General features: G+C 36.3%; 13 protein-coding genes and 1 pseudogene. All 14 read left to right on the forward strand.

What is annotated here, in order from left to right; all coding sequences use genetic code 11:
- Positions 1-529: hypothetical protein (locus IGI80_RS11090; protein WP_438723458.1), on the forward strand; the 529-nt coding region annotated here is incomplete at its 5' end.
- Positions 530-663: 134 nt separating this feature from the next.
- Complete coding sequence (locus IGI80_RS11095) at positions 664-846, forward strand: hypothetical protein (RefSeq protein ID WP_438723459.1); 183 nt, start codon at positions 664-666, stop codon at positions 844-846.
- A 49-nt stretch (positions 847-895) separates the two neighbouring features.
- Positions 896-1045, forward strand: coding sequence for an IS66 family insertion sequence element accessory protein TnpB (gene tnpB, locus IGI80_RS11100; RefSeq protein ID WP_438723460.1), 150 nt, complete (start codon positions 896-898; stop codon positions 1043-1045).
- Between the two features lie 1318 nt (positions 1046-2363).
- Positions 2364-2618 carry a hypothetical protein gene (locus IGI80_RS11105; protein WP_438723462.1) on the forward strand — a complete coding sequence of 85 codons (255 nt, stop codon included), beginning with the start codon at positions 2364-2366 and terminating at the stop codon, positions 2616-2618.
- A gap of 47 nt (positions 2619-2665) precedes the next feature.
- A complete protein-coding gene (locus tag IGI80_RS11110) occupies positions 2666-2986 on the forward strand; it encodes a hypothetical protein (RefSeq protein WP_438723464.1) in 321 nt (106 codons plus the stop codon).
- A 358-nt stretch (positions 2987-3344) separates the two neighbouring features.
- Positions 3345-3588: pseudogene (locus IGI80_RS11115) on the forward strand (type II toxin-antitoxin system RelB/DinJ family antitoxin).
- 381 nt (positions 3589-3969) lie between these two features.
- The gene (locus IGI80_RS11120) at positions 3970-4305 is read left to right on the forward strand and encodes a hypothetical protein (protein ID WP_438723465.1); all 336 of its coding nucleotides are present in this window, start codon (positions 3970-3972) and stop codon (positions 4303-4305) included.
- A 42-nt stretch (positions 4306-4347) separates the two neighbouring features.
- A complete protein-coding gene (locus tag IGI80_RS11125; protein WP_438723467.1) occupies positions 4348-4680 on the forward strand; it encodes a BspA family leucine-rich repeat surface protein in 333 nt (110 codons plus the stop codon).
- A 150-nt stretch (positions 4681-4830) separates the two neighbouring features.
- Positions 4831-5457 (forward strand): bacterial Ig-like domain-containing protein, encoded by a 627-nt coding sequence (locus IGI80_RS11130; protein WP_438724242.1) that lies wholly within the window; start codon positions 4831-4833, stop codon positions 5455-5457.
- 391 nt (positions 5458-5848) lie between these two features.
- Positions 5849-6349: a hypothetical protein gene (locus IGI80_RS11135; RefSeq protein WP_438723468.1), complete on the forward strand. Its 501-nt coding sequence runs from the start codon at positions 5849-5851 to the stop codon at positions 6347-6349.
- A gap of 4 nt (positions 6350-6353) precedes the next feature.
- Positions 6354-6530: a hypothetical protein gene (locus IGI80_RS11140; RefSeq protein WP_438723470.1), complete on the forward strand. Its 177-nt coding sequence runs from the start codon at positions 6354-6356 to the stop codon at positions 6528-6530.
- A gap of 7 nt (positions 6531-6537) precedes the next feature.
- Positions 6538-6768 (forward strand): hypothetical protein, encoded by a 231-nt coding sequence (locus IGI80_RS11145; protein WP_438723471.1) that lies wholly within the window; start codon positions 6538-6540, stop codon positions 6766-6768.
- 244 nt (positions 6769-7012) lie between these two features.
- Entirely contained in the window at positions 7013-8353 is a 1341-nt protein-coding gene (locus IGI80_RS11150; protein ID WP_438723473.1) for a DUF3440 domain-containing protein, read from the forward strand.
- 749 nt (positions 8354-9102) lie between these two features.
- Positions 9103-25527 carry a LysM peptidoglycan-binding domain-containing protein gene (locus tag IGI80_RS11155; protein WP_438723475.1) on the forward strand — a complete coding sequence of 5475 codons (16425 nt, stop codon included), beginning with the start codon at positions 9103-9105 and terminating at the stop codon, positions 25525-25527.
- The last annotated feature ends 301 nt before the right edge of the window (positions 25528-25828 follow it).

Genomic DNA, 25828 nt, shown 5'->3' on the forward strand with positions numbered 1-25828 from the left:
TAAAAGTTTATCTATATCCCTATCTCATGATAAATACTTTAAGGATATTTTATTTAGTTTATTGTGGCGAGGCCGCCGACCTATACATGCTTTACTGCCACAAAAGTTTATTTATTTAAATGAAAACGAATTCGAAATATATGAAAAAGTGAAAGACATCATTTCTATATGGCAAAAACAAACTTCAAGTCCAATATATTTAGTTGATAGTGATTTAAAACTATTTAGTAGAAGACTTTATACGATTTTAGATTTAAAGAACTCACTTGTAAAAGTTGGTTATGTCTGTTCTAAACCGATAGAAAGAGATTTAACAACCAAAATTATTCAAAAAAAGTTCGGAAATTCTATAGAGTTGTCTGTATTTAAAGGCGAAGATGAAGGTTTTGATGAAGAACAATTTGATTTTATCTTATTGGATAATGGTGATCATCTTAGTCAGTTATCAGAAAAAATGTACCACATATCTAGCCCTCCTTCAGAAACGCAAGTAGATTATATTTGGGAAATACTTAATAGTTTAACTTAGCATAGGATTAAAGTGTTTTGTGAACTACTCACCACTTAGCTAAACCATAAGCACTCAATCTACTGAGTACCTATAATCAAAAATTACTTTCGACTATACTGACAATATAAGTACAAATCAGAGGTAGTTGCTTTATGGAAGAAAAACAAGAGGTCGTTGTCATTAAGCTAGAGTGTCAGCCGCAAGAAAAACGCGCAATTACTGCTAAAATAGGAATAAAAATTAAAGCGGAAATGCATGGCATCTTTATTTACAATGGTGCGAGTCAATATCTTATGCTAACAGTTTTGAAAGAGCTGATGGCTCATGCTACTTGATTCTGGAAAAGTAGCTCATATTTTTACTGTTTACGGAAAAATAAATTGAATGAAAGGAATCAATGGCCTGGCTACCATTGTTCAGTATGAGTACAATTTGAATGTTTCCGTCGATGCGCTGTTCTTATTTTGTGGTGTTAGACGATACCGTTTCAAAATGTTGTATTACGAAAAATGGGTTCCTTTTTTATACAATTGATTGGATTAATAGCAACTTCATTGATAGAGATCAAAAAATATTTTTTGGCTTATGCACCAACAGATCCGTTGGTTATTGGAAGGATTAAGTAGCAATCAATCAAAAGCAATTTCTGTTGGGAAACGTGTTTTTTTAGTTTAAAGAAATAAAGGAGAATCGGCAAGAAACTTTGATTTCATGCGTTTTCTCCTTTTTTACTTGTTTTATACTATAATAACAGGATAGTTATTTAGAAAGTTGTGTATTTAATTATTAGATCGAGTAAATAGTGAAAATAAAAACAATGAATCCACTACATAATCGTTCTATTTTATGAGTAGATACGTGCAAATCAAGAACAATCAAACGTAATTAACACATTGGCTGAAGAAATATAGTTAATCACAGAATCCATCACTTATTGACTAATAAAATTTATGGAAAATCTAAGGAATCATTGCCAGAGCAGTTCTCTGGGTGTCAAGGGCAATTTAAAATTGGATCTTTCCCTGAGTTGTTGAAATTACTGTTATACTAACAAAAAGAACACTTTAGTTAGAGAGTCTTTATGGAGTTTTCGTTTCCAAATTTTCACTGTACATCTTACAAAGAAAAAGATGGCTGCTACTATTTCAAAGCTGCGACACGTTTCCTTATAAGTGCATAGCACGAAATAGGAGCGCTAATCCTTGTAAAGATTAATGATAACTAATTATTCGACAGTTGGAATGAAAGCCGTCATGTTAGCTGAAACAACTTGGTCTGATACTCCTACATGTGTCACTGTGTATCAGCACATTGAGGTATGAAGCTAGGTGAAGATGGCAGAACAATACCTAAGTGAAATAGCTAATTCATAAGATAAAGGATATGCTGGGCCGCTATAAACTATCTATGGTGAGAATGTTCAAAAAGGACTGGCAAAATCGCGAATGTACAGGTCTAAAAATAGACGTATTCGAAAGAATATAAGGTTGCGTGTGCAATGAGTATCCCCGATAAGTAAGAATCTATGATATGAAAGTCGGGTTAGAAGACAATGTTCTATAGGAATATTCAGGCTTACAGTGAGCGCCTAAAAATAGATGAACGGCTAGAATAATTGGAACGTGGAAAGCAAGCCCCCCACATTGACTGATATTAGGGTGGTGGATATATAGCGAATGCTGAAATTCCTTTATTCTTGTGAGGATAGGGGCATAGTACTTGAGAAACCATGATAATAAATGGTGGAGGGATAGCCCCAAAACTAGAACTTTGACAGATGAACACAGTCAAATGAAACTCACAGGGTCTGGTAAGAGGATGGGAATAATTAACATAGGAGATTAAACCATAGGTGAATGCAGAGAAGCTAAAATATATTGAGTACTACAATATGCAGTCGACTTTTGATTGGTTGTTTAAGAAGAGCTCCGAAGGACGAACTAAAGGAATTAATCTGATTGATGCATTAGAGGACCACCAGCAGAAAGGTTCCATTACTGAAATCGATTCTTACGTGGTACGATTCCAACAGTTACTATTACAATATGAAAAATTACATGATGTATATAAAGTTTTAGTTGATAAAGGTTATTTTAGAGCTTTTTAGACTTTCCAAAAATTTTATAAACAAGCTCTAGAAACGTATAACAACCGTTGAATGATTACAAAAAAGTGTTAGGTAGACCCATCGTCAATTGTTTATTTGAGAAAGATTTTTTCTTGCTTGAACTGGTCGAAACAACTCAGTACATACTGAAATCAGAACCAAAAATTTTAGAAATTTTTCAATTGGTAGCAATATTTCACAAAATTTTATTCGATTGCAGTTTGTATGCTCTAGATCAGTGGATAAATATCGTACAAAGGATGAATAACAAACACCTCAACACATTTCTAAATGGATTGGAACAAGATAAAAATGCTATTCAAAATGCACTAATTTTTCCAGAACTAGCCGAAGGAAAGATAAATTGAAGAAAATAAAGCGAATAATGTTTGGGCGTTGTCACTTTCAAACATTAAAAATGAAGGTTCTATTATCTGAAAAATGACTAACATCAACAATTCAGGGAAAAATCCATTTTACTCCCGCCATTGACATTTATGTAAATTTCGATATATTTAGGTCAACTTTGTATAGAATATTCCCTCATTTCGTCGTATTTTTGAGCGTATTCTACCGCAAAGTTTTTTATTGTAGCTAATTTAAAATTAACTAGTACCACGGCTACGATAAGATAAGAACACAGCGTGAATATTGTTGTTAGAGACACAATTCGTTGCAATTGATTACATAAAGGAGGGGTTATAAGGGCTGCTATAAAAAAAAACCATACATATAAATATTGATGAAAACTAAAAAGAAGAAGCAGAACAATTATTCGATGATTTAGGTTTAAATATGACAAGTGCAATTACCATTTTCTTGAAACAGTCTATCAATGAACAAGCAATTCCTTTTATGATTAATAAGGGAAACAAAGAGAGCTTATTAATCATAAAAGGACATTAAAGAGGGGGACGTTCATGGTGGATTTTCTTCCGTGGAAGATTTAATGGAGGATTTAAATGCTTGAAATGTTTTACACGAACCAATTTAAAAAAGACTTTAAGAAAGCAAAGAAACAAGGACAACTCAATCCTATTTTCCAATATTAAGTGATTTTTCTCCTAGCTTAATAATGAAAGAAACAACTAATTTCTTTAAAGAAACTTTAGTATGAAGCACTTTCTATAACTTTAATTTAACGACAAGTAAATGGAAAGACAATAGAAATAGAGTAATGCATTGTTTAATGGGTCATTTAATATCTCAATTGTATTTGTTTCTAACCCACCTTATTATCGAAATCCTATATTTGAAAATAAAATCTATGAATATAGAGAATTTATTTGTATTTCATTTAATTATACTTATTTGGTAATGAAAATTTTTTATTCAGAGGGGAGAATTGGAAATGAAAGTAAAATTTATCGGCGCGTTAGCAACAACCGCATTACTAGGAGGGATCGCCTTAAGTGCAGGAGAGGTGTTCGCTGGAACAAGTGGCGTAACCGTAGGTTACACAACAAAAGTAGAAATATCAGATCCGGAAAATCCTGATTCGTCAAGCTATGCTTTACAGTTACCGGCAGGGTTCCAATTTACTAAAGAGAATGAACCATTACCTGGAAGAACTGAAGGAGTTGGAACTTCTGGCGTGTTTAAATTAGTAAATCCAACAGATAATTCAACTTATTCTGGTACAAAGACTGTAAAATTAAGTGTGTCTTCTGCAAATGCTTGGAAGTAAAAAACAGCTGATAGTGCTGCTGTTGTAGGTGCTGACTACACGTTGAAGGATGGGGGAACTGACGCTACGGCTCCAACATACTCATTTAATACAACAAGTGTTGAGGATATGACTAATATGTTTCAAAATTGTACTAGTTTAACAAGTTTGAATGTAACTAGTTTTGATACTTCAAAAGTTGAAGATATGACTAATATGTTTCGAAATTGTAAGAGTTTGACTAGCTTGGATCTATCCAGTTTCAATATGATGAATGTTACTGACATGACAAATATCTTTCGTTTAGATCCACTTCTTACTCATTTAAAATTAGGTATGTTATCTAAATTCGGTGAATTATCGTCTGTAACTACTGATGACGGTGATTTTTGGTGAAAAGATAAAGTAGGGCTAGGATATACCAATGATGAGTTGATTTATCAATATGACGGCTCAACGATGGCAGGTAATTGGTATTGGATTTCATCTATGAAAGTAGAACCGTCGGTTCTTTATACGGGAGATCCTTGGTAACCAACTACTAACATCACTTCATGGCTTGCTAAAGATGGCTCAGCGGTTCCGTTGGATAAAATTACTATAGAAGGTACTGTAGACAGTAATACACCAGGAGATTATCCCGTTACGTATTCGTATGAAGGTTTAAACAAAAGTATCACAGTTACGGTTAAAAAGAATCAGACCGCAATCAAACTAAACAATTCTACTGTCTACCTAGATGATTCATGGCAACTAACTGATAATTTTGATTCTTGGATAGATAAGGATGGCAACAGTATTAATTTAGAAGCAATCACTGTGACTATCACAAAACCTGTTCCAGAAGAACAAACAATCATAGATCAAGTAAATACGAGTGTTGCTGGTGAATACCATCTGAAGTTTGAATACGATCATATTAGTAAAGAGGCAATTGTCACTGTTCTACAGTCACTAAACTATAGTGTCCAATTATCAGCTAACTTACAATTTACGAAATTAAACGAACCAGTGAAAGGTTCCAATTTAGGATCAGCTGTAAATTATACGATTAAATTAGTAAATACGGCGGATAAACAAGCTTATTCAGGAGAAACCAATGTAAAAGTAGGGGTTGCTTCCGCTAACAGTTGGCATTTAAAGGATAAGGAAAACGTTGTTGGTGCCACCTAACGATTAACGGATGAAGCTGGAACAGATATTGGTACCAGCAGTTACACCTTTTACTTAAACAAGGAAACCAATGAAAAAAATTTAACTGCTAACTTAACTACTAAAGCCAATAAATCAGGTAATTACTTTGATATGTTGACGTTCACTTATGGCAAGGAACCGTAACTTTTGAATAGACAAAGGCCACAATAAATTGTGAAGACGTATTATTTTAAGTGGGCCCGTAAGGGCAAAAAAATAAATGACCTTTTATCAACGTAAACGTAGTAGAAAAAATATTATTTCGACTGATGATCAGTCGATACCTTTCAAAATCCAATTAGACAAACAAAATGACTGAATAAAACGGAACAGTTAGACTAATGGGATAATTTATCTATGAGGATTGATTATGAATAAAAGAAAAAAATTACTCGTCGTAACGCTGTTAATAGTATTTATTTTGTTGGTAATAGGTTCTTACTTTCTGCTAAATAAACACGAACAACCAACTCAAACAAAATTAAAGGAAGACCCACAAGCAGTGACCTATAACAATAAAATAGAAAAACCAAAAGATTATGACGCTACGCAATTGGTTTTCCCAGGCTATGATGATATTAAGGTGCCCGAAGGCACGGATAAGGCATATGTTTCTTTGGTAAATCCAGTTTTTAATCAAGCCAGTTTTAAGTTTACTATTTCAAATGAAGCAGACAATCAGATGCTGCTTGAGACAGGCTTAATTAAGCCTGGGAAAGCCGTAAATGAAATTCCGATTCCTAAGGGATTAATACCCGGTACCTATCCTTTGAAGATGGGCATTCAAGTATTTGATTTAACTACAGAAAAGCAGTTGAATGGAGCAAGCACAACCATTCAGTTAATTGTGGTAGAAAAACAGGAGGAATAAGGCCATGAAAAAGAGCAGTAGGGGTATGATCTTACTCGCATTGTTTAGCTTAATGATTTCCTACGGAAATCCTGTTTACGCCGAAGAAGCAAACAGTCAGGCAAAAGTAAAATCATTTTCTATAGTAACATCGATAGGGAGGCAGATCATGATACTAAAAGCAATAAGTTATAAGGAGTGAAGCTCGGATGAAACAAAGCAATCAAGAAAAAGAAATAAAAAAAGTTGAATTATTAAGAAGATTGTGTTTGATTGAACCAGAATTAATCATGACAGATTTAGGGAAACGAGTAGACTTATCAGTAGAAGAAGTCTATTGGCTAATTAAGCACTATCACTTGCCGTATTATTGGAAATTTCAAAAGGACGTATTTTATTATGAGGGTGAATTCTATTTATTAAGAGGAACAAGAAGATAAGAAGCTTTTTAGTTGGCAGTAAATAATTTATTTGTATGATGGAAGATTCCTTTCGTTACGTAGTAACGATGCAAAAAGTCTCGTATTAACTAATTATTTAAATGAATGTAAGGACTTATCAAACAATTGTATCTTTGATAAGTTAACACAAACACCAAACTGTGACTAAAACCGCTAATGAATGGGTACACTAATCTATCAAGATAGCACGCAACACTATTTTTGAAAGGAAGCTATTGAGTAAATGAAAAAAGAATTGGGAATGAATGTCTTTGAAGCACTACAAAAACGATTAAGATTTATTTTTGAAGAATTCGATACGATTTATATTGCTTTTTCCGGTGGGAAAGACAGTGGATTATTATTAAATCTTTTGTTGGATTATCGAGATAAAAACTATCCAGAAAAAACGATTGGTGTTTTTCATCAAGACTTCGAAGCACAGTATACCGCTACAACCGAATATATCGAACAAACCTTTGAATCATTAACGAATCGAGTAGAGCGCTATTGGGTCTGTCTTCCAATGGCCACTCGGACAGCGTTAAGTAGTTATGAAATGTACTGGTATCCATGGGATGATCAAAAAGAAGAAATCTGGGTCAGAGGATTACCTAAATTTAACTACGTTATTACGTTGAAAAACAATCCTTTCTATTTATATAAGTATCGGATGCACCAAGAAGATCTTGCGAAACAATTTGGACGTTGGTACCATCAAACCCACGGAGAAGGGAAAACGATTTGCTTATTGGGAATGCGGGCAGAAGAATCGCTGCGACGTTATAGTGGATTCGTAAATAAAAAATATCGATTTAAAAATAAATGCTGGATTACGCAACAATTTAAAGATGTCTGGTCAGCCTCCCCACTCTATGATTGGACCAAAGAAGATGTTTGGCATGCTAATTATGCCTTCAATTATGACTACAATAAACTCTATGATCTCTATTATAAAGCGGGGGTGAAACTTTCTCAAATGCGTGTAGCTTCTCCCTTCCAAGACAATGCCAAAGAAGCTTTAAATTTGTATCGAGTGATTGATCCTGCTATCTGGGTAAAACTTTTAGGAAGAGTGCAAGGCGCTAATTTTACTCAAATTTACAGTAAGACCAAAGCAATGGGATACAGAAATGTAACACTACCTGAAAACCATACTTGGAAGTCATATACGCAATTTTTGTTAGAAACACTTCCAATAGAAATGAAAAATAATTATATTGAAAAGTTCAATAAATCCATTCATTTTTGGCATCATGTCGGGGGTGGTTTGGAGGAAGAAACCATTTCTGAATTACGATTAAAAGGCTATAAAATCAAAAGAAATGGGGTGTCAAACTATACGATCTTTAAAAATTCACGCATTATCTTTTTACAAAAAATACCTGATGATACAGATGATATTAAAACAACGAAAGATATACCTAGTTGGAAAAGAATGTGTTTTTGTATTATTAAAAACGATCATATTTGTCGATTTATTGGCTTTGGTATGACGAGGACACAACAAAGAAAACTAGATTATATAAAAACAAAATATAAATTTTTAGCAGAACCAATGGGGATTAAATTTATAGATTATTAAGATGTGTCTTAAAACTGTTTTGTTAGTTTAAAAAATATGAATTAGCTTAAAACCTTAATAAATATGGTTTTTCTTTATAAAAAATACTAATAAATTACTATTAAAAAGATCCTGAATACGTTGAAAAACGTAAGAGTAGCCAATGGGCTAACTGAATCTCTATAAGTAATGAAAAAAACTAGAAATCAATGGTAAAGTAATGTCAAACTACGACAGTACTTTTTATAGTATTACCCACCATTTCATCCCCTTAAGCAGAGCATGTTTATTTTGTCAAGCCAATATTATATATTGCTAGTTTATTTCAATTTCATGTTATTAATCGAAAAACTGATATATAAGCAAACTCCTTTATTTGAAGTATTAGTAACGATAAATATAGAATTTATTTTTGTTCTCATTTAGTATACTTGAATAAATACGTAGAAACTGCTTTATAGTTGAACTATTTTTAATGATTTGTTTCTCTACTCTGTTATTTAAGCAGTTAAACAAATCTTTATGAAGAATAGGAAGTCGTATTCTATGTCGTATTAGTTATAAAGGGAGTTGAAATAATTGAAATGATGGGAAACTATATTAAGAGACTGTTTTTTTGCTTGTTAGAACGAAGGTCTATTGATTTTATCCGAAAATTCGGAATGTATATTTAGAAGAATTTATTAATGATAGGATCTTTGAAGGAGCTAATTATTTAGAAACTTCTTATATTTGTAAAATATGATGAAACGTGAAGGAGGTACCTTGTGATGAAAAAAGCATACTTTCAAGCTACTCTACGAGCTAGTGAACCTAAATATCGTGCTAAAATGTATAAAAAAGGAAAAAAATGGATTGTTAAAGGTATTCTATTTTCTTCTTTAGTTTTAGGTAGTCTGATGTTAACTGATACAGAACCCGTTCATGCGGCTGAATGGACAGCTAATTCTGTTGAGAGTATTCAAGCAAAACTGTCGATGAATCAATCCAGATATACTTTTGAACAAGGCGATACATTCTATAATATTTCCCTAGCGGTAAATGTTAAATGGCAAAAATTGATGGAACTCAATGGGTTTGAAGACGGTAGCCAATACCATGTTCCGGTAGGAACAACAATTAGTTTTGATGGATCACATATTAAAGTGACGAATCAACAGGGAGAAATAGTAAAAGAAGCTCAGCTAACTCCAGCAGATAAAGTAGAACTTAGTGCGACTTTCGCTAACCAAACTTCTGATTTACCCAAAACAGTAGTGAGTTCTACTCCAAGCTTACCGATCTCTAATGGTGCAGATAAGTTAAGCACGAGCAATGATCAACAAGGAACTGATTTAACCCAAGCAAAATTAGACGCGCAAACAGCGATTAAGCAGAATCCTCTCTTTACAGAGGAAGAAAAGTTACAGTTGATACAAAAATTAGCGCAAGCCAATAATCTCTCCAACTTGAATCAGGTGATGCAAGCATCTTTAGCGGATAAAAAACAATCATTACTAGAAATGCAAGCAGAATTGGCTGCTTTAGTACAAAAACAAGAAGCGCTTGAACAAGAAAAACAAGAGCTAGAATTACGTTTGACGAAGGATGTCAATCAAGCAAATAGTGTTAAAGCGGCGGAATTAAACCAGCAACAAAGTGATCTGATGCAACAAGTTAAACAGTTACAAGAAGAATTAAGCTTACAAGAAAATCACTTGCTCGAAACGAATAATCAGCTTGCAACAGCTCAACAAGAAAAAGAGAATCTTGCCACACAATTAGCCACTGCGGAACAGGCGCGGCAAGTCACTCAACAAAAAGTGACGGATTTAACGACTGAAAAGCAAGCACTAACTGTCCAGTTAGAAAATCTACCCGAAGAACAAGCAGACCAACGGTCCGCATTAACAGATAAATTAATGGCTATCCAAGCAGAACTAGAGGCAACTACAGCCAACGCTACCCAATTAAACGAGTTACAAGAACAAGTTGTTCAAGCAACAAATACTGTCACAGAACTAACCAAGCAACAAGCGGAGCAACAAACGCATATAACGGATCTTCAAGCCCAGCTAGAGCAAGCGCAAAAGCAATTAGATAGTCTTGCTGTACCAACGACAAATCAAACAAATAATGCGCAAACAGCAGCCGAAACTGCTACCCAATTAGCTAATGATGAGAAAAAACTAAACGAATTGACAAATCAGATTAATACGTTAAAGGCCAACATTAACCAATTAACCCAAACTATAGATGCATTAGAGAAACATATTTCAGAAGCGCAAGCAAATTTCCAAGCCCTGAAAGTCACTGTTAATAAGCAAGATGACGCGAATCAATTATTACTTGCGAAAGAAGCGGAAAATAAAGACACCAAACCAGGTGAAGACACTAAGCCAGGTGAAGATACCAAACCAGCTGAAGACACTAAGCCAGGTGAAGATACCAAACCAGCTGAAGACACTAAGCCAGGTGAAGACACTAAGCCAGGTGAAGTGATCAAACCAGGTGAAGATACTAAACCAGCTGAAGATACTAAACCAGGTGAAGATACTAAACCAGGTGAAGATACCAAACCAGACGGTGAAGTGATCAAACCAGGTGAAGACACTAAGCCAGGTGAAGTGATCAAACCAGGTGAAGATACTAAACCAGCTGAAGATACCAAACCAGCTGAAGACACTAAGCCAGGTGAAGTGATCAAACCAGGTGAAGACACTAAGCCAGGTGAAGTGATCAAACCAGGTGAAGATACTAAACCAGCTGAAGATACCAAACCAGCTGAAGACACTAAGCCAGGTGAAGTGATCAAACCAGGTGAAGACACTAAGCCAGGTGAAGATACCAAACCAGGTGAAGACACTAAGCCAGGTGAAGTGATCAAACCAGGTGAAGACACTAAGCCAGGTGAAGTGATCAAACCAGGTGAAGATACTAAACCAGCTGAAGATACTAAACCAGGTGAAGATACTAAACCAGGTGAAGATACCAAACCAGACGGTGAAGTGATCAAACCAGGTGAAGACACTAAGCCAGGTGAAGTGATCAAACCAGGTGAAGACACTAAGCCAGGTGAAGTGATCAAACCAGGTGAAGATACTAAACCAGCTGAAGATACTAAGCCAGGTGAAGACACTAAGCCAGGTGAAGTGATCAAACCAGGTGAAGATACCAAACCAGGTGAAGACACTAAGCCAGGTGAAGTGATCAAACCAGGTGAAGATACTAAACCAGGTGAAGATACTAAACCAGGTGAAGACACTAAGCCAGGTGAAGTGATCAAACCAGGTGAAGATACTAAACCAGGTGAAGATACCAAACCAGACGGTGAAGTGATCAAACCAGGTGAAGACACTAAGCCAGGTGAAGTGATCAAACCAGGTGAAGACACTAAGCCAGGTGAAGTGATCAAACCAGGTGAAGATACTAAACCAGGTGAAGATACTAAGCCAGGTGAAGACACTAAGCCAGGTGAAGTGATCAAACCAGGTGAAGATACTAAACCAGCTGAAGATACCAAACCAGGTGAAGACACTAAGCCAGGTGAAGTGATCAAACCAGGTGAAGACACTAAGCCAGGTGAAGATACCAAACCAGCTGAAGACACTAAGCCAGGTGAAGATACCAAACCAGGTGAAGACACTAAGCCAGGTGAAGTGATCAAACCAGGTGAAGACACTAAGCCAGGTGAAGTGATCAAACCAGGTGAAGATACTAAGCCAGGTGAAGATACCAAACCAGCTGAAGACACTAAGCCAGGTGAAGTGATCAAACCAGGTGAAGACACTAAGCCAGGTGAAGATACCAAACCAGGTGAAGACACTAAGCCAGGTGAAGTGATCAAACCAGGTGAAGACACTAAGCCAGGTGAAGTGATCAAACCAGGTGAAGATACTAAACCAGCTGAAGATACTAAACCAGGTGAAGATACTAAACCAGGTGAAGATACTAAACCAGGTGAAGATACCAAACCAGACGGTGAAGTGATCAAACCAGGTGAAGACACTAAGCCAGGTGAAGTGATCAAACCAGGTGAAGACACTAAGCCAGGTGAAGTGATCAAACCAGGTGAAGATACTAAACCAGCTGAAGATACTAAGCCAGGTGAAGACACTAAGCCAGGTGAAGTGATCAAACCAGGTGAAGATACCAAACCAGGTGAAGACACTAAGCCAGGTGAAGTGATCAAACCAGGTGAAGATACTAAACCAGGTGAAGATACTAAACCAGGTGAAGACACTAAGCCAGGTGAAGTGATCAAACCAGGTGAAGATACTAAACCAGGTGAAGATACTAAGCCAGGTGAAGACACTAAGCCAGGTGAAGTGATCAAACCAGGTGAAGATACCAAACCAGGTGAAGACACTAAGCCAGGTGAAGTGATCAAACCAGGTGAAGATACTAAACCAGCTGAAGATACCAAACCAGCTGAAGACACTAAGCCAGGTGAAGTGATCAAACCAGGTGAAGATACTAAACCAGCTGAAGATACTAAGCCAGGTGAAGACACTAAGCCAGGTGAAGTGATCAAACCAGGTGAAGATACTAAACCAGGTGAAGATACCAAACCAGACGGTGAAGTGATCAAACCAGGTGAAGACACTAAGCCAGGTGAAGATACCAAACCAGGTGAAGACACTAAGCCAGGTGAAGTGATCAAACCAGGTGAAGACACTAAGCCAGGTGAAGTGATCAAACCAGGTGAAGATACTAAACCAGCTGAAGATACTAAACCAGGTGAAGATACTAAACCAGGTGAAGATACCAAACCAGACGGTGAAGTGATCAAACCAGGTGAAGACACTAAGCCAGGTGAAGTGATCAAACCAGGTGAAGACACTAAGCCAGGTGAAGTGATCAAACCAGGTGAAGATACTAAACCAGCTGAAGATACTAAGCCAGGTGAAGACACTAAGCCAGGTGAAGTGATCAAACCAGGTGAAGATACCAAACCAGGTGAAGACACTAAGCCAGGTGAAGTGATCAAACCAGGTGAAGATACTAAACCAGGTGAAGATACTAAACCAGGTGAAGACACTAAGCCAGGTGAAGTGATCAAACCAGGTGAAGATACTAAACCAGGTGAAGATACCAAACCAGACGGTGAAGTGATCAAACCAGGTGAAGACACTAAGCCAGGTGAAGTGATCAAACCAGGTGAAGACACTAAGCCAGGTGAAGTGATCAAACCAGGTGAAGATACTAAACCAGGTGAAGATACTAAGCCAGGTGAAGACACTAAGCCAGGTGAAGTGATCAAACCAGGTGAAGATACTAAACCAGCTGAAGATACCAAACCAGGTGAAGACACTAAGCCAGGTGAAGTGATCAAACCAGGTGAAGACACTAAGCCAGGTGAAGATACCAAACCAGCTGAAGACACTAAGCCAGGTGAAGTGATCAAACCAGGTGAAGATACCAAACCAGGTGAAGACACTAAGCCAGGTGAAGTGATCAAACCAGGTGAAGACACTAAGCCAGGTGAAGTGATCAAACCAGGTGAAGATACTAAGCCAGGTGAAGATACCAAACCAGCTGAAGACACTAAGCCAGGTGAAGTGATCAAACCAGGTGAAGACACTAAGCCAGGTGAAGATACCAAACCAGGTGAAGACACTAAGCCAGGTGAAGTGATCAAACCAGGTGAAGACACTAAGCCAGGTGAAGTGATCAAACCAGGTGAAGATACTAAACCAGCTGAAGATACTAAACCAGGTGAAGATACTAAACCAGGTGAAGATACTAAACCAGGTGAAGATACCAAACCAGACGGTGAAGTGATCAAACCAGGTGAAGACACTAAGCCAGGTGAAGTGATCAAACCAGGTGAAGACACTAAGCCAGGTGAAGTGATCAAACCAGGTGAAGATACTAAACCAGCTGAAGATACTAAGCCAGGTGAAGACACTAAGCCAGGTGAAGTGATCAAACCAGGTGAAGATACCAAACCAGGTGAAGACACTAAGCCAGGTGAAGTGATCAAACCAGGTGAAGATACTAAACCAGGTGAAGATACTAAACCAGGTGAAGACACTAAGCCAGGTGAAGTGATCAAACCAGGTGAAGATACTAAACCAGGTGAAGATACTAAGCCAGGTGAAGACACTAAGCCAGGTGAAGTGATCAAACCAGGTGAAGATACCAAACCAGGTGAAGACACTAAGCCAGGTGAAGTGATCAAACCAGGTGAAGATACTAAACCAGCTGAAGATACCAAACCAGCTGAAGACACTAAGCCAGGTGAAGTGATCAAACCAGGTGAAGATACTAAACCAGCTGAAGATACTAAGCCAGGTGAAGACACTAAGCCAGGTGAAGTGATCAAACCAGGTGAAGATACTAAACCAGGTGAAGATACCAAACCAGACGGTGAAGTGATCAAACCAGGTGAAGACACTAAGCCAGGTGAAGTGATCAAACCAGGTGAAGATACTAAACCAGGTGAAGATACTAAACCAGGTGAAGATACTAAGCCAGGTGAAGACACTAAACCAGGTGAAGATACCAAACCAGACGGTGAAGTGATCAAACCAGGTGAAGACACTAAGCCAGGTGAAGTGATCAAACCAGGTGAAGACACTAAGTCAGGTGAAGTGATCAAACCAGGTGAAGATACTAAACCAGCTGAAGATACCAAACCAGCTGAAGACACTAAGCCAGGTGAAGATACTAAGCCAGGTGAAGTGACCAAACCAGCTGAAGATACCAAACCAGGTGAAGACACTAAGCCAGGTGAAGACACTAAGCCAGGTGAAGATACTAAACCAGCTGAAGATACCAAACCAGCTGAAGACACTAAGCCAGGTGAAGATACTAAGCCAGGTGAAGTGACCAAACCAGCTGAAGATACCAAACCAGCTGAAGACACTAAGCCAGGTGAAGACACTAAGCCAGGTGAAGTGATCAAACCAGCTGAAGATACCAAACCAGCTGAAGACACTAAGCCAGGTGAAGACACTAAGCCAGGTGAAGATACTAAACCAGCTGAAGATACCAAACCAGCTGAAGACACTAAGCCAGGTGAAGTGATCAAACCAGGTGAAGACACTAAGCCAGGTGAAGTGATCAAACCAGGTGAAGAAAGAGCATTACCTAAAGCTATAAAGCAAGCAGAATATTTTATTGAGTTGTTACCAGGTCTAAGTGACTCAGATAAAGCTAGCTATAAAGAAAAAATAGTAAATGCCACAACGATTACTGATGTGACAAGGCTACAAAATGAAGCGGAATCATTTTCTAATGTTAAAGTTGATGCGAAAGCTACTATTAACTCTTTAAGCGATTTAACTGAGAATGAGAAGAAAACATTCATGGACGATTTAGTAATAGCTAATGATAAAATAAAAGTGGATGAAATTCTAAATAATGCAACGGAAAAAAATACAGCACTACGAATCCCTAGAGAATTAGCAGAAGAGAAAGAAAGAGCTATTAATTTAATTAGTGAGCTGCCGGATTTAAGCGATGTAGAGAAAACAGGATATAAAGAGAAAGTAGCAAAGTCTACAATAAAGAACGATGTAGTACAAATACAAAGTGAAGCAAAGTTATTTTCTGATGTTAGAGGTGAAGCAAAAGCAACTATTAGAGGATTAAATGACTTAACTGAGGATGAGAAGAACGAATTCGTTCTTCAAATAGATACTGCTCCCGATAAGACAGTAGTTAATGAGATTTTAAATAAAGCTACTAATAAAGCATTACTCATAACTAAAGCAGATGCTACAGAAGTAATTAAAACTTTAACGGGGTTAAGTACCGCAGAAAAAGCAGGCTTTATTAGTCAAATTGATAGTAATCAAACGATTGATGGAGTTATAAAAACTAAAAATGATGCAATTGCCCAAGATACCGCTAATCAAGACGAAGTAACGAAAATAACCTTAAAAATGGCTAAGGACAAAGTAAAAGACTTCATTACAAAATTACTTAATTTATCTGTTAAAGGCAAAGATAGTTATGTTAAATTGATTGATGAGGAAGCTACTAATCGAATACCGTTAGTAATGTTATATAAAGAAAAAGCGGTGGTAGAAGACAGCCTCGTTAGTTTGACTAATTTATCTCCAATTGAAAAATCTAATTTCATTGTTAAAATCAGTGAAGCTAACTCACTTGAAGATATTCATACGGTTAAAGACGATATACTAGCACAAGATGAGAAAAATCAGCTTGCCAAGGAACTAGTATTAATAAAAAAATCAGCTTCCAATGTTATTGATTCGTTAAACAACTTAAAAGTTACAGAAAAAGAGCATTTTAAAAACCAAATAGATACGGCTAATTCTGCTGAAGAAGTAGATATAATCAACCAAACAGCAACGAAACAAAACGACTTCAATAAAGAAGCCGCGAGTATGGGTGTTTTAACAGTAGCTAAAGAATCTGCTAAAATATCAATTGAGTTATTAGACGATTTAAATGCAACAGAAAAAGCAACTTTTGAGGAACGAGTTAATCAAGCAAGATCAAATGAAGAAATCCTTCAAATTTTGAATGAAGCTAATGCACAAGATTTAGAGAATAGAGAATTAAAAAACTTACCAAACCTTAAACGTCATATTACTAATGTAATCAATGCTTTAGGCAACTTATCTGACGAAGAAAAGCTTGAGTTTATAACTCAAGTTGGACAAGCGAATTTGCCTTCTGAAGTGAAGAATATTGAAACAGCGGCGAATGATAAGGATAAAGTAAATAAGGCAAAACATGATTTAGAATCCGAAAAAAATGAAGCTGAGCAAGTAGTAAATGTTTTAGCCTCCTTAAGTGACTCAGAAAAACAAGAGTTCATTAATCAAATTAACTCCGCTAAAACATCGGAACGAATTTCAGAAATACAACAGCAAGCTACCGAGCAGAATGGTATTCAAAAAGAGGCAAGGGATTTATTAAATGCAAAAAATGACGCTAAAAATACTATTAATACAACATTAGTAGCTTTAACAGCTGTAGAAAAACAAGATTTTATTAATCAAATTAATCAAATAAAAGTAATAAAGGATATTAAACCTATATTAGATGCAGCTCAGAAACAAAATGAGACCCAAAAAGAAATCAAACAATTGTTAGAGGAAAAAGACTCGGCAACACTTCTTATTGGCTCTCTAACTGAATTAAATGAATTAGAAAAAGAAGCATTTTTGGCAAAAATTCAGGAAGCAAAAATATTGGGTGAGGTTATCCAAATACAAAATGACGTAAAAGATTTATCTGCAGCTAGACCTCTTGCTAGGGAAGCGATTAGTGCGTTATCTGGATTAAACGAAATAGAGAAAGAGAGTATTAAACAAAGTGTAACAAATGCAAAAACAGCCGTAGAGGTAAAGCAATTACAGTCGGATGCTGAAGCGTTCTCGGATGCTAGAATTGCCGCTATAACTGAAATTAATACGTTTGAAGATTTAACCAATGACGAGAAAAAGGATTTCTTAGATCAAGTAAATAAGGCATCTAACAAAGAGGCAGTTATTGCTGTTCAAAGTGTAGCAACGGATAAAAATAACGAGAAACGGATTCCTAGAGAATTAGTAGAAGCTAAAGCAGACTCTGTTGCTTTTATTGATACCCTTAAAGAGTTAAGCAACGCAGAAAAAGATGTCTTTAAAAAGGATCTAGTAAATGGATCTTCGCTAAGTATAATAGATAACATACGAACAAACGCGCAAACACTTTCTGATACCAGAAGTGATGTTAAAACTAAAATTAACATGTTAAGCGATTTAACTGAGGATGAGAAGAAAGAATTCTTAGCGCGAGTAGACAATACTTTTGAGCCATCTAACATTAAGAGTATATTTGCCGAGGCGACTATTAAAAATACTAACACTATAATTGCAAATGCTCTAATAAGAGCAAAAGAAGAAACAAACTCATTTATTAGTACATTATCAGAATTAAGTGAAATAGAAAAAGAGAGTTTCAAAGAAAGAGTAAATGAAGCTAGAACAACACCTGAGGTATTAGCTATACAAACTGAGGCCCAAAAATTTTCGGATTTTAGGGGAATAGTGAAATCTGCGATTAAAGCAGCTGGAGATTTAAGCGAAGACGAGAAGAATAACTTCTTAGCACAAGTAACGTCAGCGGTTGATCCAGCGGCAGTTAAAGTAGTACAAGATGAAGCAGCTAAGCAAAATACTATTAATCAAACAGCACGAGAGCTAAAAGAAGCTAAAGTAGCAGCGATAACAGAAGTTAATGGCTTCTCAGAAATAAGTGAAGCAGAAAAAAATAGCTTTGCATTAGAAGTGAATAACGCTTCGGTAATCTCTGATGTAACTACGGCAAAAGCAAAGGCGAAAGCTTTATCTGATGCAAGAGTAACTGCTAATACTGCGATTAAAGCAGCTGGAGATCTAAGCGAAGACGAGAAGAATACCTTCTTAGCACAAGTAGCTTCAGCGATTGATCCAACAGCAGTTAAAGTAGTACAAGATGCAGCTTATAATACAAACAAAGAACATGAAACTGTGCGATTGTTAGCAGAATCAAAAGTGGCTACTAATACTATAATTGATAATTTACTGGAGCTTAATGACACAGAAAAAGCTGACTTTAAAGAAAAGATAGCTAATTCTACACTAAAAAAACAAGTGGAAACGATAGAATCTACAGCGAAAGCCTTATCTGACGCAAGAGTAGCTGCTAATACTGCGATTAAAGCAGCTGGAGATTTAAGCGAAGACGAGAAGAATACTTTCTTAGCACAAGTAACTTCAGCGATTGATCCAGCATCAGTTAAAGTAGTACAGGATGCAGCAGTTAAGCAAAATACTATCAATCAAACAGCACGAGAGCTAAAAGAAGAAAAAACGAGGGCTATTGATGCTATTAGCATATTGCCAAACTTAAGTGAAACAGTGATTGCCAAACTAAAAGATGGTATCGCGAATGCAACAATAATTAATGATGTACGAAACTTACAAAGTGAAGCTGAAAGACTATCTAATACTAATAGTATAGAACAAGCAACTACTACTATTGATACGTACAAAGAGTTAAATAGCGTAGAGAAAGATAAGTTTAAAGAAGAGCTAAATAATGCAAAATCTCAGGATGATGTAGAGCAGATAAAACAAGCAGCGAAAGCCTTATCTGACGCAAGAGTAACTGCCAATAATGCGATTAAAGCAGCTGGAGATCTAAGTGAAGACGAGAAGAATACCTTCTTAGCACAAGTAATGTCAGCGATTGATCCAGCATCAGTTAAAGTAGTACAAGATGCAGCAGCTAAGCAAAATACTATCAATCAAACAGCACGAGAGCTAAAAGAAGCTAAAGCAGCAGCGATAACAGAAGTGAATGGCTTCTCAGAAATTAGTGAAGCAGAAAAAAATAGCTTTGCATTAGAAGTGAATAACGCTTCGGTAATCTCTGATGTAACTACGGCAAAAGCAAAGGCGAAAGCTTTATCTGATGCAAGAGTAACTGCTAATACTGCGATTAAAGCAGCTGGAGATCTAAGCGAAGACGAGAAGAATACCTTCTTAGCACAAGTAATGTCAGCGATTGATCCGGAAGCAGTTAAAGTAGTACAAGATGCAGCAGCTAAGCAAAATACTATCAATCAAACAGCACGAGAGCTAAAAGAAGCTAAAGCAGCAGCGATAACAGAAGTGAATGGCTTCTCAGAAATTAGTGAAGCAGAAAAAAATAGCTTTGCATTAGAAGTGAATAACGCTTCGGTAATCTCTGATGTAACTACGGCAAAAGCAAAGGCGAAAGCTTTATCTGATGCAAGAGTAACTGCTAATACTGCGATTAAAGCAGCTGGAGATCTAAGCGAAGACGAGAAGAATACCTTCTTAGCACAAGTAATGTCAGCGATTGATCCGGAAGCAGTTAAAGTAGTACAAGATGCAGCTGCTAAGCAAAATACTATCAATCAAACAGCACGAGAACTAAAAGAAGCTAAAGCAGCAGCGATAACAGAAGTGAATGGCTTCTCAGAAATTAGTGAAGCAGAAAAAAATAGCTTTGCATCAGAAGTGAATAACGCTTCGGTAATCTCTGATGTAACTACGGCAAAAGCAAAGGCGAAAGCTTTATCTGATGCAAGAGTAACTGCTAATACTGCGATTAAAGCAGCTGGAGATCTAAGCGAAGACGAGAAGAATACCTTCTTAGCACAAGTAATGTCAGCGATTGATCCGGAAGCAGTTAAAGTAGTACAAGATGCAGCTGCTAAGCAAAATACTATCAATCAAACAGCACGAGAACTAAAAGAAGCTAAAGCAGCAGCGATAACAGAAGTGAATGGCTTCTCAGAAATTAGTGAAGCAGAAAAAAATAGCTTTGCATCAGAAGTGAATAACGCTTCGGTAATCTCTGATGTAACTACGGCAAAAGCAAAGGCGAAAGCTTTATCTGATGCAAGAGTAACTGCTAATACTGCGATTAAAGCAGCTGGAGATCTAAGCGAAGACGAGAAGAATACCTTCTTAGCACAAGTAATGTCAGCGATTGATCCGGAAGCAGTTAAAGTAGTACAAGATGCAGCTGCTAAGCAAAATACTATCAATCAAACAGCACGAGAACTAAAAGAAGCTAAAGCAGCAGCGATAACAGAAGTGAATGGCTTCTCAGAAATTAGTGAAGCAGAAAAAAATAGCTTTGCATCAGAAGTGAATAACGCTTCGGTAATCTCTGATGTAACTACGGCAAAAGCAAAGGCGAAAGCTTTATCTGACGCAAGAGTAGCTGCTAATACTGCGATTAAAGCAGCTGGAGATCTAAGCGAAGACGAGAAGAATACCTTCTTAGCACAAGTAACTTCAGCGATTGATCCAGCAGCAGTTAAAGTAGTACAAGATGTGTCTTATAATACAAACAAAGAACATGAAAATGTGCGATTGCTAGCAGAATCAAAAGTGGCTACTAATACTATAATTGATGATTTACTGGAGCTTAGTGAAACAGAAAAAGCTGACTTTAAAGAAAAGATAGCTAATTCTACACTAAAAAGACAAGTAGAAACGATAGAATCTACAGCGAAAGGTTTATCTGATGCAAGAGCAACAGCTAAAACTACGATTGATAATTTAGAATATCTAGTTCCAGAAGAAATGACTAATTTTAAAGTGAAGGTAACCAAAGCAAAAAATGTGGATGAAGTATCAATAATCCAAAATTCAGCTATCCAACGGAATGTAGATAATAAAAATGAAATAAATGCAATATTGCTAGCTAATTTGAAAGAGAACACCCTATTAGTTATTCAAGATTTAAGTCATATTAGTGAAACAGAGAAAGATAGATTTATAAGAAATATTAATGCAGCTAATAGTAGTGATTTGGTAGAGTTATATCAAGCTCAAGCAATTGCGATTGAACAATTAGCATTTCTTAACTATCTGTCACAAAATGAGAAAGATACTTTTGTTTCATCTATTATTAGCTATAGCACCACAACAGTGGAAAAGGCAAAACAATATTTAGAAGAGGCAAAAACATTAGACCAACAAATTAAGGGAAAAAATGAGCTAACAACAGCACAAAATGAGGCTATTAATGTAATTTCACTGTTAGACTATTTAACTTCTGCTGAAAAAGATGATTTTACTGCGGAAGTTAAGAATGCTAAGACTAAGGTGGAAACAAAGCAGATTTCCGAGGATGCCATAGCACAAGCTGATTTGAATAAAAAAGTAAAAGCTTCACATTCTCTATTTATTGTTAGAACTGCTGCTAAAAGTTTTATCAAAGCTTTAGCAGAGTTAAGTGAGGAGGAACAAACAACCTTTACTAATCAAATCGAAGCTGCTAAGTCCGAGGATGAGGTCAATAAAATCAAGATATATGCCACTGAACAAGACGCAGTTAATAGAGTGAAAAAAACATTGATAGATTCTATTAGCGCAGCGAAAAACACTATTAATCAACTAACAGATTTGGAGGATAAAGAAAGAATTGAATTTCTTCACCAAGTAGATGAGGCACTAACCATTAACGGTATTGTGACCGCACAAAAAGATGCAGAGGCTAAGAATGAGGTCAATAAAACAGCTAGATTGTTAGTAGAAGCTAAAGAAAAAGTAAAAACGGATATTGATACTTATCCAGAACTTACTCAGGAAGAAAGAGATAACTTTTCTACTCAAATAGACGCTGCTGGGGACCAATCAGAAGTTCTTGCAATTAAGAATGCGGTTATAGCACAAAATAAGAGTAATGAAATTGAACGATTGTTAGCAGAGAATAAGTTGGCTGCTAACAAGGTTATTAGTGCTTTTGAATACTTGAGTAATGCTGAAAAATCTGCATGGATAGCACAAATCGATAGTGCGAAAAGCAATGATGAAATAACTAAGCTAACTCAGGGTGCGTCTTCACAAAATAGTACTGCAAAGACAGCAATAGATAACCAAGCTTTTGATATGGCTAAGATAACTGCAACAAAAGTTATTGATGGGTTAGATAAGTTGAATATAGGCCAAAAGTCAATGTTTAAACAAATTATATCTTACTTAGGGAAGGATATTACCATCACTATTGATGGTAATTACATTTCGTTCGGGTCATTCGGAAGAGATATTAACGATATTGTTCTATATCAAGCTAGAGCAGAAGCTACTAATACAATCTATCAATTAACTAGATATGGTTTAGAAGCATTTTCAAAATTATCAAGGAATCCTAGGTATTATAAAGAATGGACCATTGATAAGGACATAAGTACATTAGAAGGGGTGCAACAATATGTAGATAGTATGCTAGAAAAAGAAGAAACTACCCAAGTAGCAGAATTATTACAGTCTATAAAAACGAAAGTGACAACTGATATTAATGCACTTACAGGGTTAAGTAGCGAAGAAAAGACACTCTTTGTTAATCAAGTTAGGGCAGCGGTAGATAAGGAATCCGTAGATAAAATTCAAGAGACTGCAGCTAAGCAATCAGATACGAATATAGAAAACAAAATAGCTAAAGCCTTATTAGATAAGCAAAATCTTACAAAAGCTACGGTGCGTTCACTCACTGCACTTAGTGATGATGAGAAACAATTGTTTATAACAAAAATAGATGAAGCAAAGGCTGTGACAGATATTGACCCAATCTACGCAGATGCAATAGCTTTAGACTCAGCTAATAGGTCAGAAAAAAGTTTTATAGGCACTAAATTAACTGCGCAGACAGAGATAGATACTTTATTGTATTTGACCAAAGAAGAACAAATAGCCTTCCGTAGTCAAATCGAGCAAGCGAAAACAGCTGACGAACTAACACTAGTTCAAGCAGCAGCCGATAAAAAAAATACGGATCATTACAATGAAAAAGTGGCAGCAGATTTAGCAAGCGCAAAAGTAGCAGCCAAAGAATATATTAGTAGCTTGACAAATCTGAGCGATGAAGAAAAAGCAGCATTTACGGATGTAGCTTACAGCTCAGTTAATACAGTTGGAGTAGATAATGCGAAAACACAAGCTAATGCACAAAATAATGCGAATAAAAAGTTGGTGGAAGCTAATATATTAAAATTAGTGCAGGCAAATGCAGAAGCGACTGTCAAAAGTCTAGTTAATCTAACCGAAGCAGTTAAGAATAATTATATTAATTATATTATTAGCGACAGCCCGACTTATTCTAATGTGGATGCAGTTTTAGTAATTCAAGCACGCGCAAACGCGTTGAATACAATCTTAGGGTTAACGGAAATACCTCAATCAACCAAGAATAATGACTTGAATTATTATCTAACAAATCCATCGTATTGGAACGCTCGTGGAACTACAGTTGAAGCTGTAGAAGCATATGAAGCACAATTAGTTAAGCGAAATAATGATCTTATGGTAGCAAAAGAGTTAGCTAAATCCAGAACAACTGCACAGGATGCAATTAATGCATTAACAGGGCTAACTGCTAGTGAGAAAGCTGCATATAATAGTCAAGTAGCTAATGCGGTAACAGAAGAAGCGATAAATCAGATACAAGCAACAGCTATTAAGCAGGATCAAGCCAATAAAGATACAAAAGCAGCGCAGGAATTAAATAATTCGAAAAATAAAGTCCTAGGGTACATTGGAGCATTATCTAAATTAAGTGAAGAAGAAAAAGTAAGCTTTACAGCAAAAGTAAATGAAGCAAAGACCATGGCAGATGTTAATCAAATTCAAGTAGATGCGACAGCAAAAGAAGAAGCGTATCGAGTATCTGAATCCTTAGTTATTCTAAAAACTGATGCAAAGAATTATATTAATAAGTTAGCTAATTTAACTAAAGAAGAAAAAGCAGCCCTAGGCACCAAAGTTGATTTAGTAACAACAGCTGATGAACTAACACTAGTTCAAGCAGCAGCCGATAAAAAAAATACGGATCATTACAATGAAAAAGTGGCAGCAGATTTAGCAAGCGCAAAAGTAGCAGCCAAAGAATATATTAGTAGCTTGACAAATCTAAGCGATGAAGAAAAAGCAGCATTTACGGATGTAGCTTACAGCTCAGTTAATACAGTTGGAGTAGATAATGCGAAAACACAAGCTAATGCACAAAATAATGCGAATAAAAAGTTGGTGGAAGCTAATATATTAAAATTAGTGCAGGCAAATGCAGAAGCGACTGTCAAAAGTCTAGTTAATCTAACCGAAGCAGTTAAGAATAATTATATTAATTATATTATTAGCGACAGCCCGACTTATTCTAATGTGGATGCAGTTTTAGTAATTCAAGCACGCGCAAACGCGTTGAATACAATCTTAGGGTTAACGGAAATACCTCAATCAACCAAGAATAATGACTTGAATTATTATCTAACAAATCCATCGTATTGGAACGCTCGTGGAACTACAGTTGAAGCTGTAGAAGCATATGAAGCACAATTAGTTAAGCGAAATAATGATCTTATGGTAGCAAAAGAGTTAGCTAAATCCAGAACAACTGCACAGGATGCAATTAATGCATTAACAGGGCTAACTGCTAGTGAGAAAGCTGCATATAATAGTCAAGTAGCTAATGCGGTAACAGAAGAAGCGATAAATCAGATACAAGCAACAGCTATTAAGCAGGATCAAGCAAATAAAGATACAAAAGCAGCGCAGGAATTAAATAATTCGAAAAATGTAGCCAAGGGATACATTGGAATATTATCTGCATTAAGTGAAGTGGAGAAAAAGGAATACAACGCTAAAGTAGATGGATCAACTACTTTGGAAGAAGTAGATAAAATTCAAAAATTAGCAACTGAGCATAATTTACTCAATAAACAAAACAAGTAAAAGTTAAAATATCTAAATTAACAGATGGGGAGGGGATGAAAAAAATTAAACACAAGTTATTTGTTTATAGAACTATGATGTAGATGGCTAATTAAAAGCATCCGCAATTAAGAAATTAAATCGGCTACTTGTCAATAAAGACTGATGAGTTGTGTAAAATCAAATCTGAGACAGAATGAACACTATTCTGTCTCAGATTTTTTGTTGATGACTTCAGTTAGTTTTGCTCGCGCCAGTAAGAGAAACAAGAAAAACGCGCGTTTCTGGGCGTGGACGAAATAGCTCTAGCGTTAAAAACTCC

The sequence above is a fragment of the Enterococcus sp. DIV1420a genome, from assembly GCF_051712165.1.
GTDB classification, from domain to species: domain Bacteria; phylum Bacillota; class Bacilli; order Lactobacillales; family Enterococcaceae; genus Enterococcus; species Enterococcus faecalis.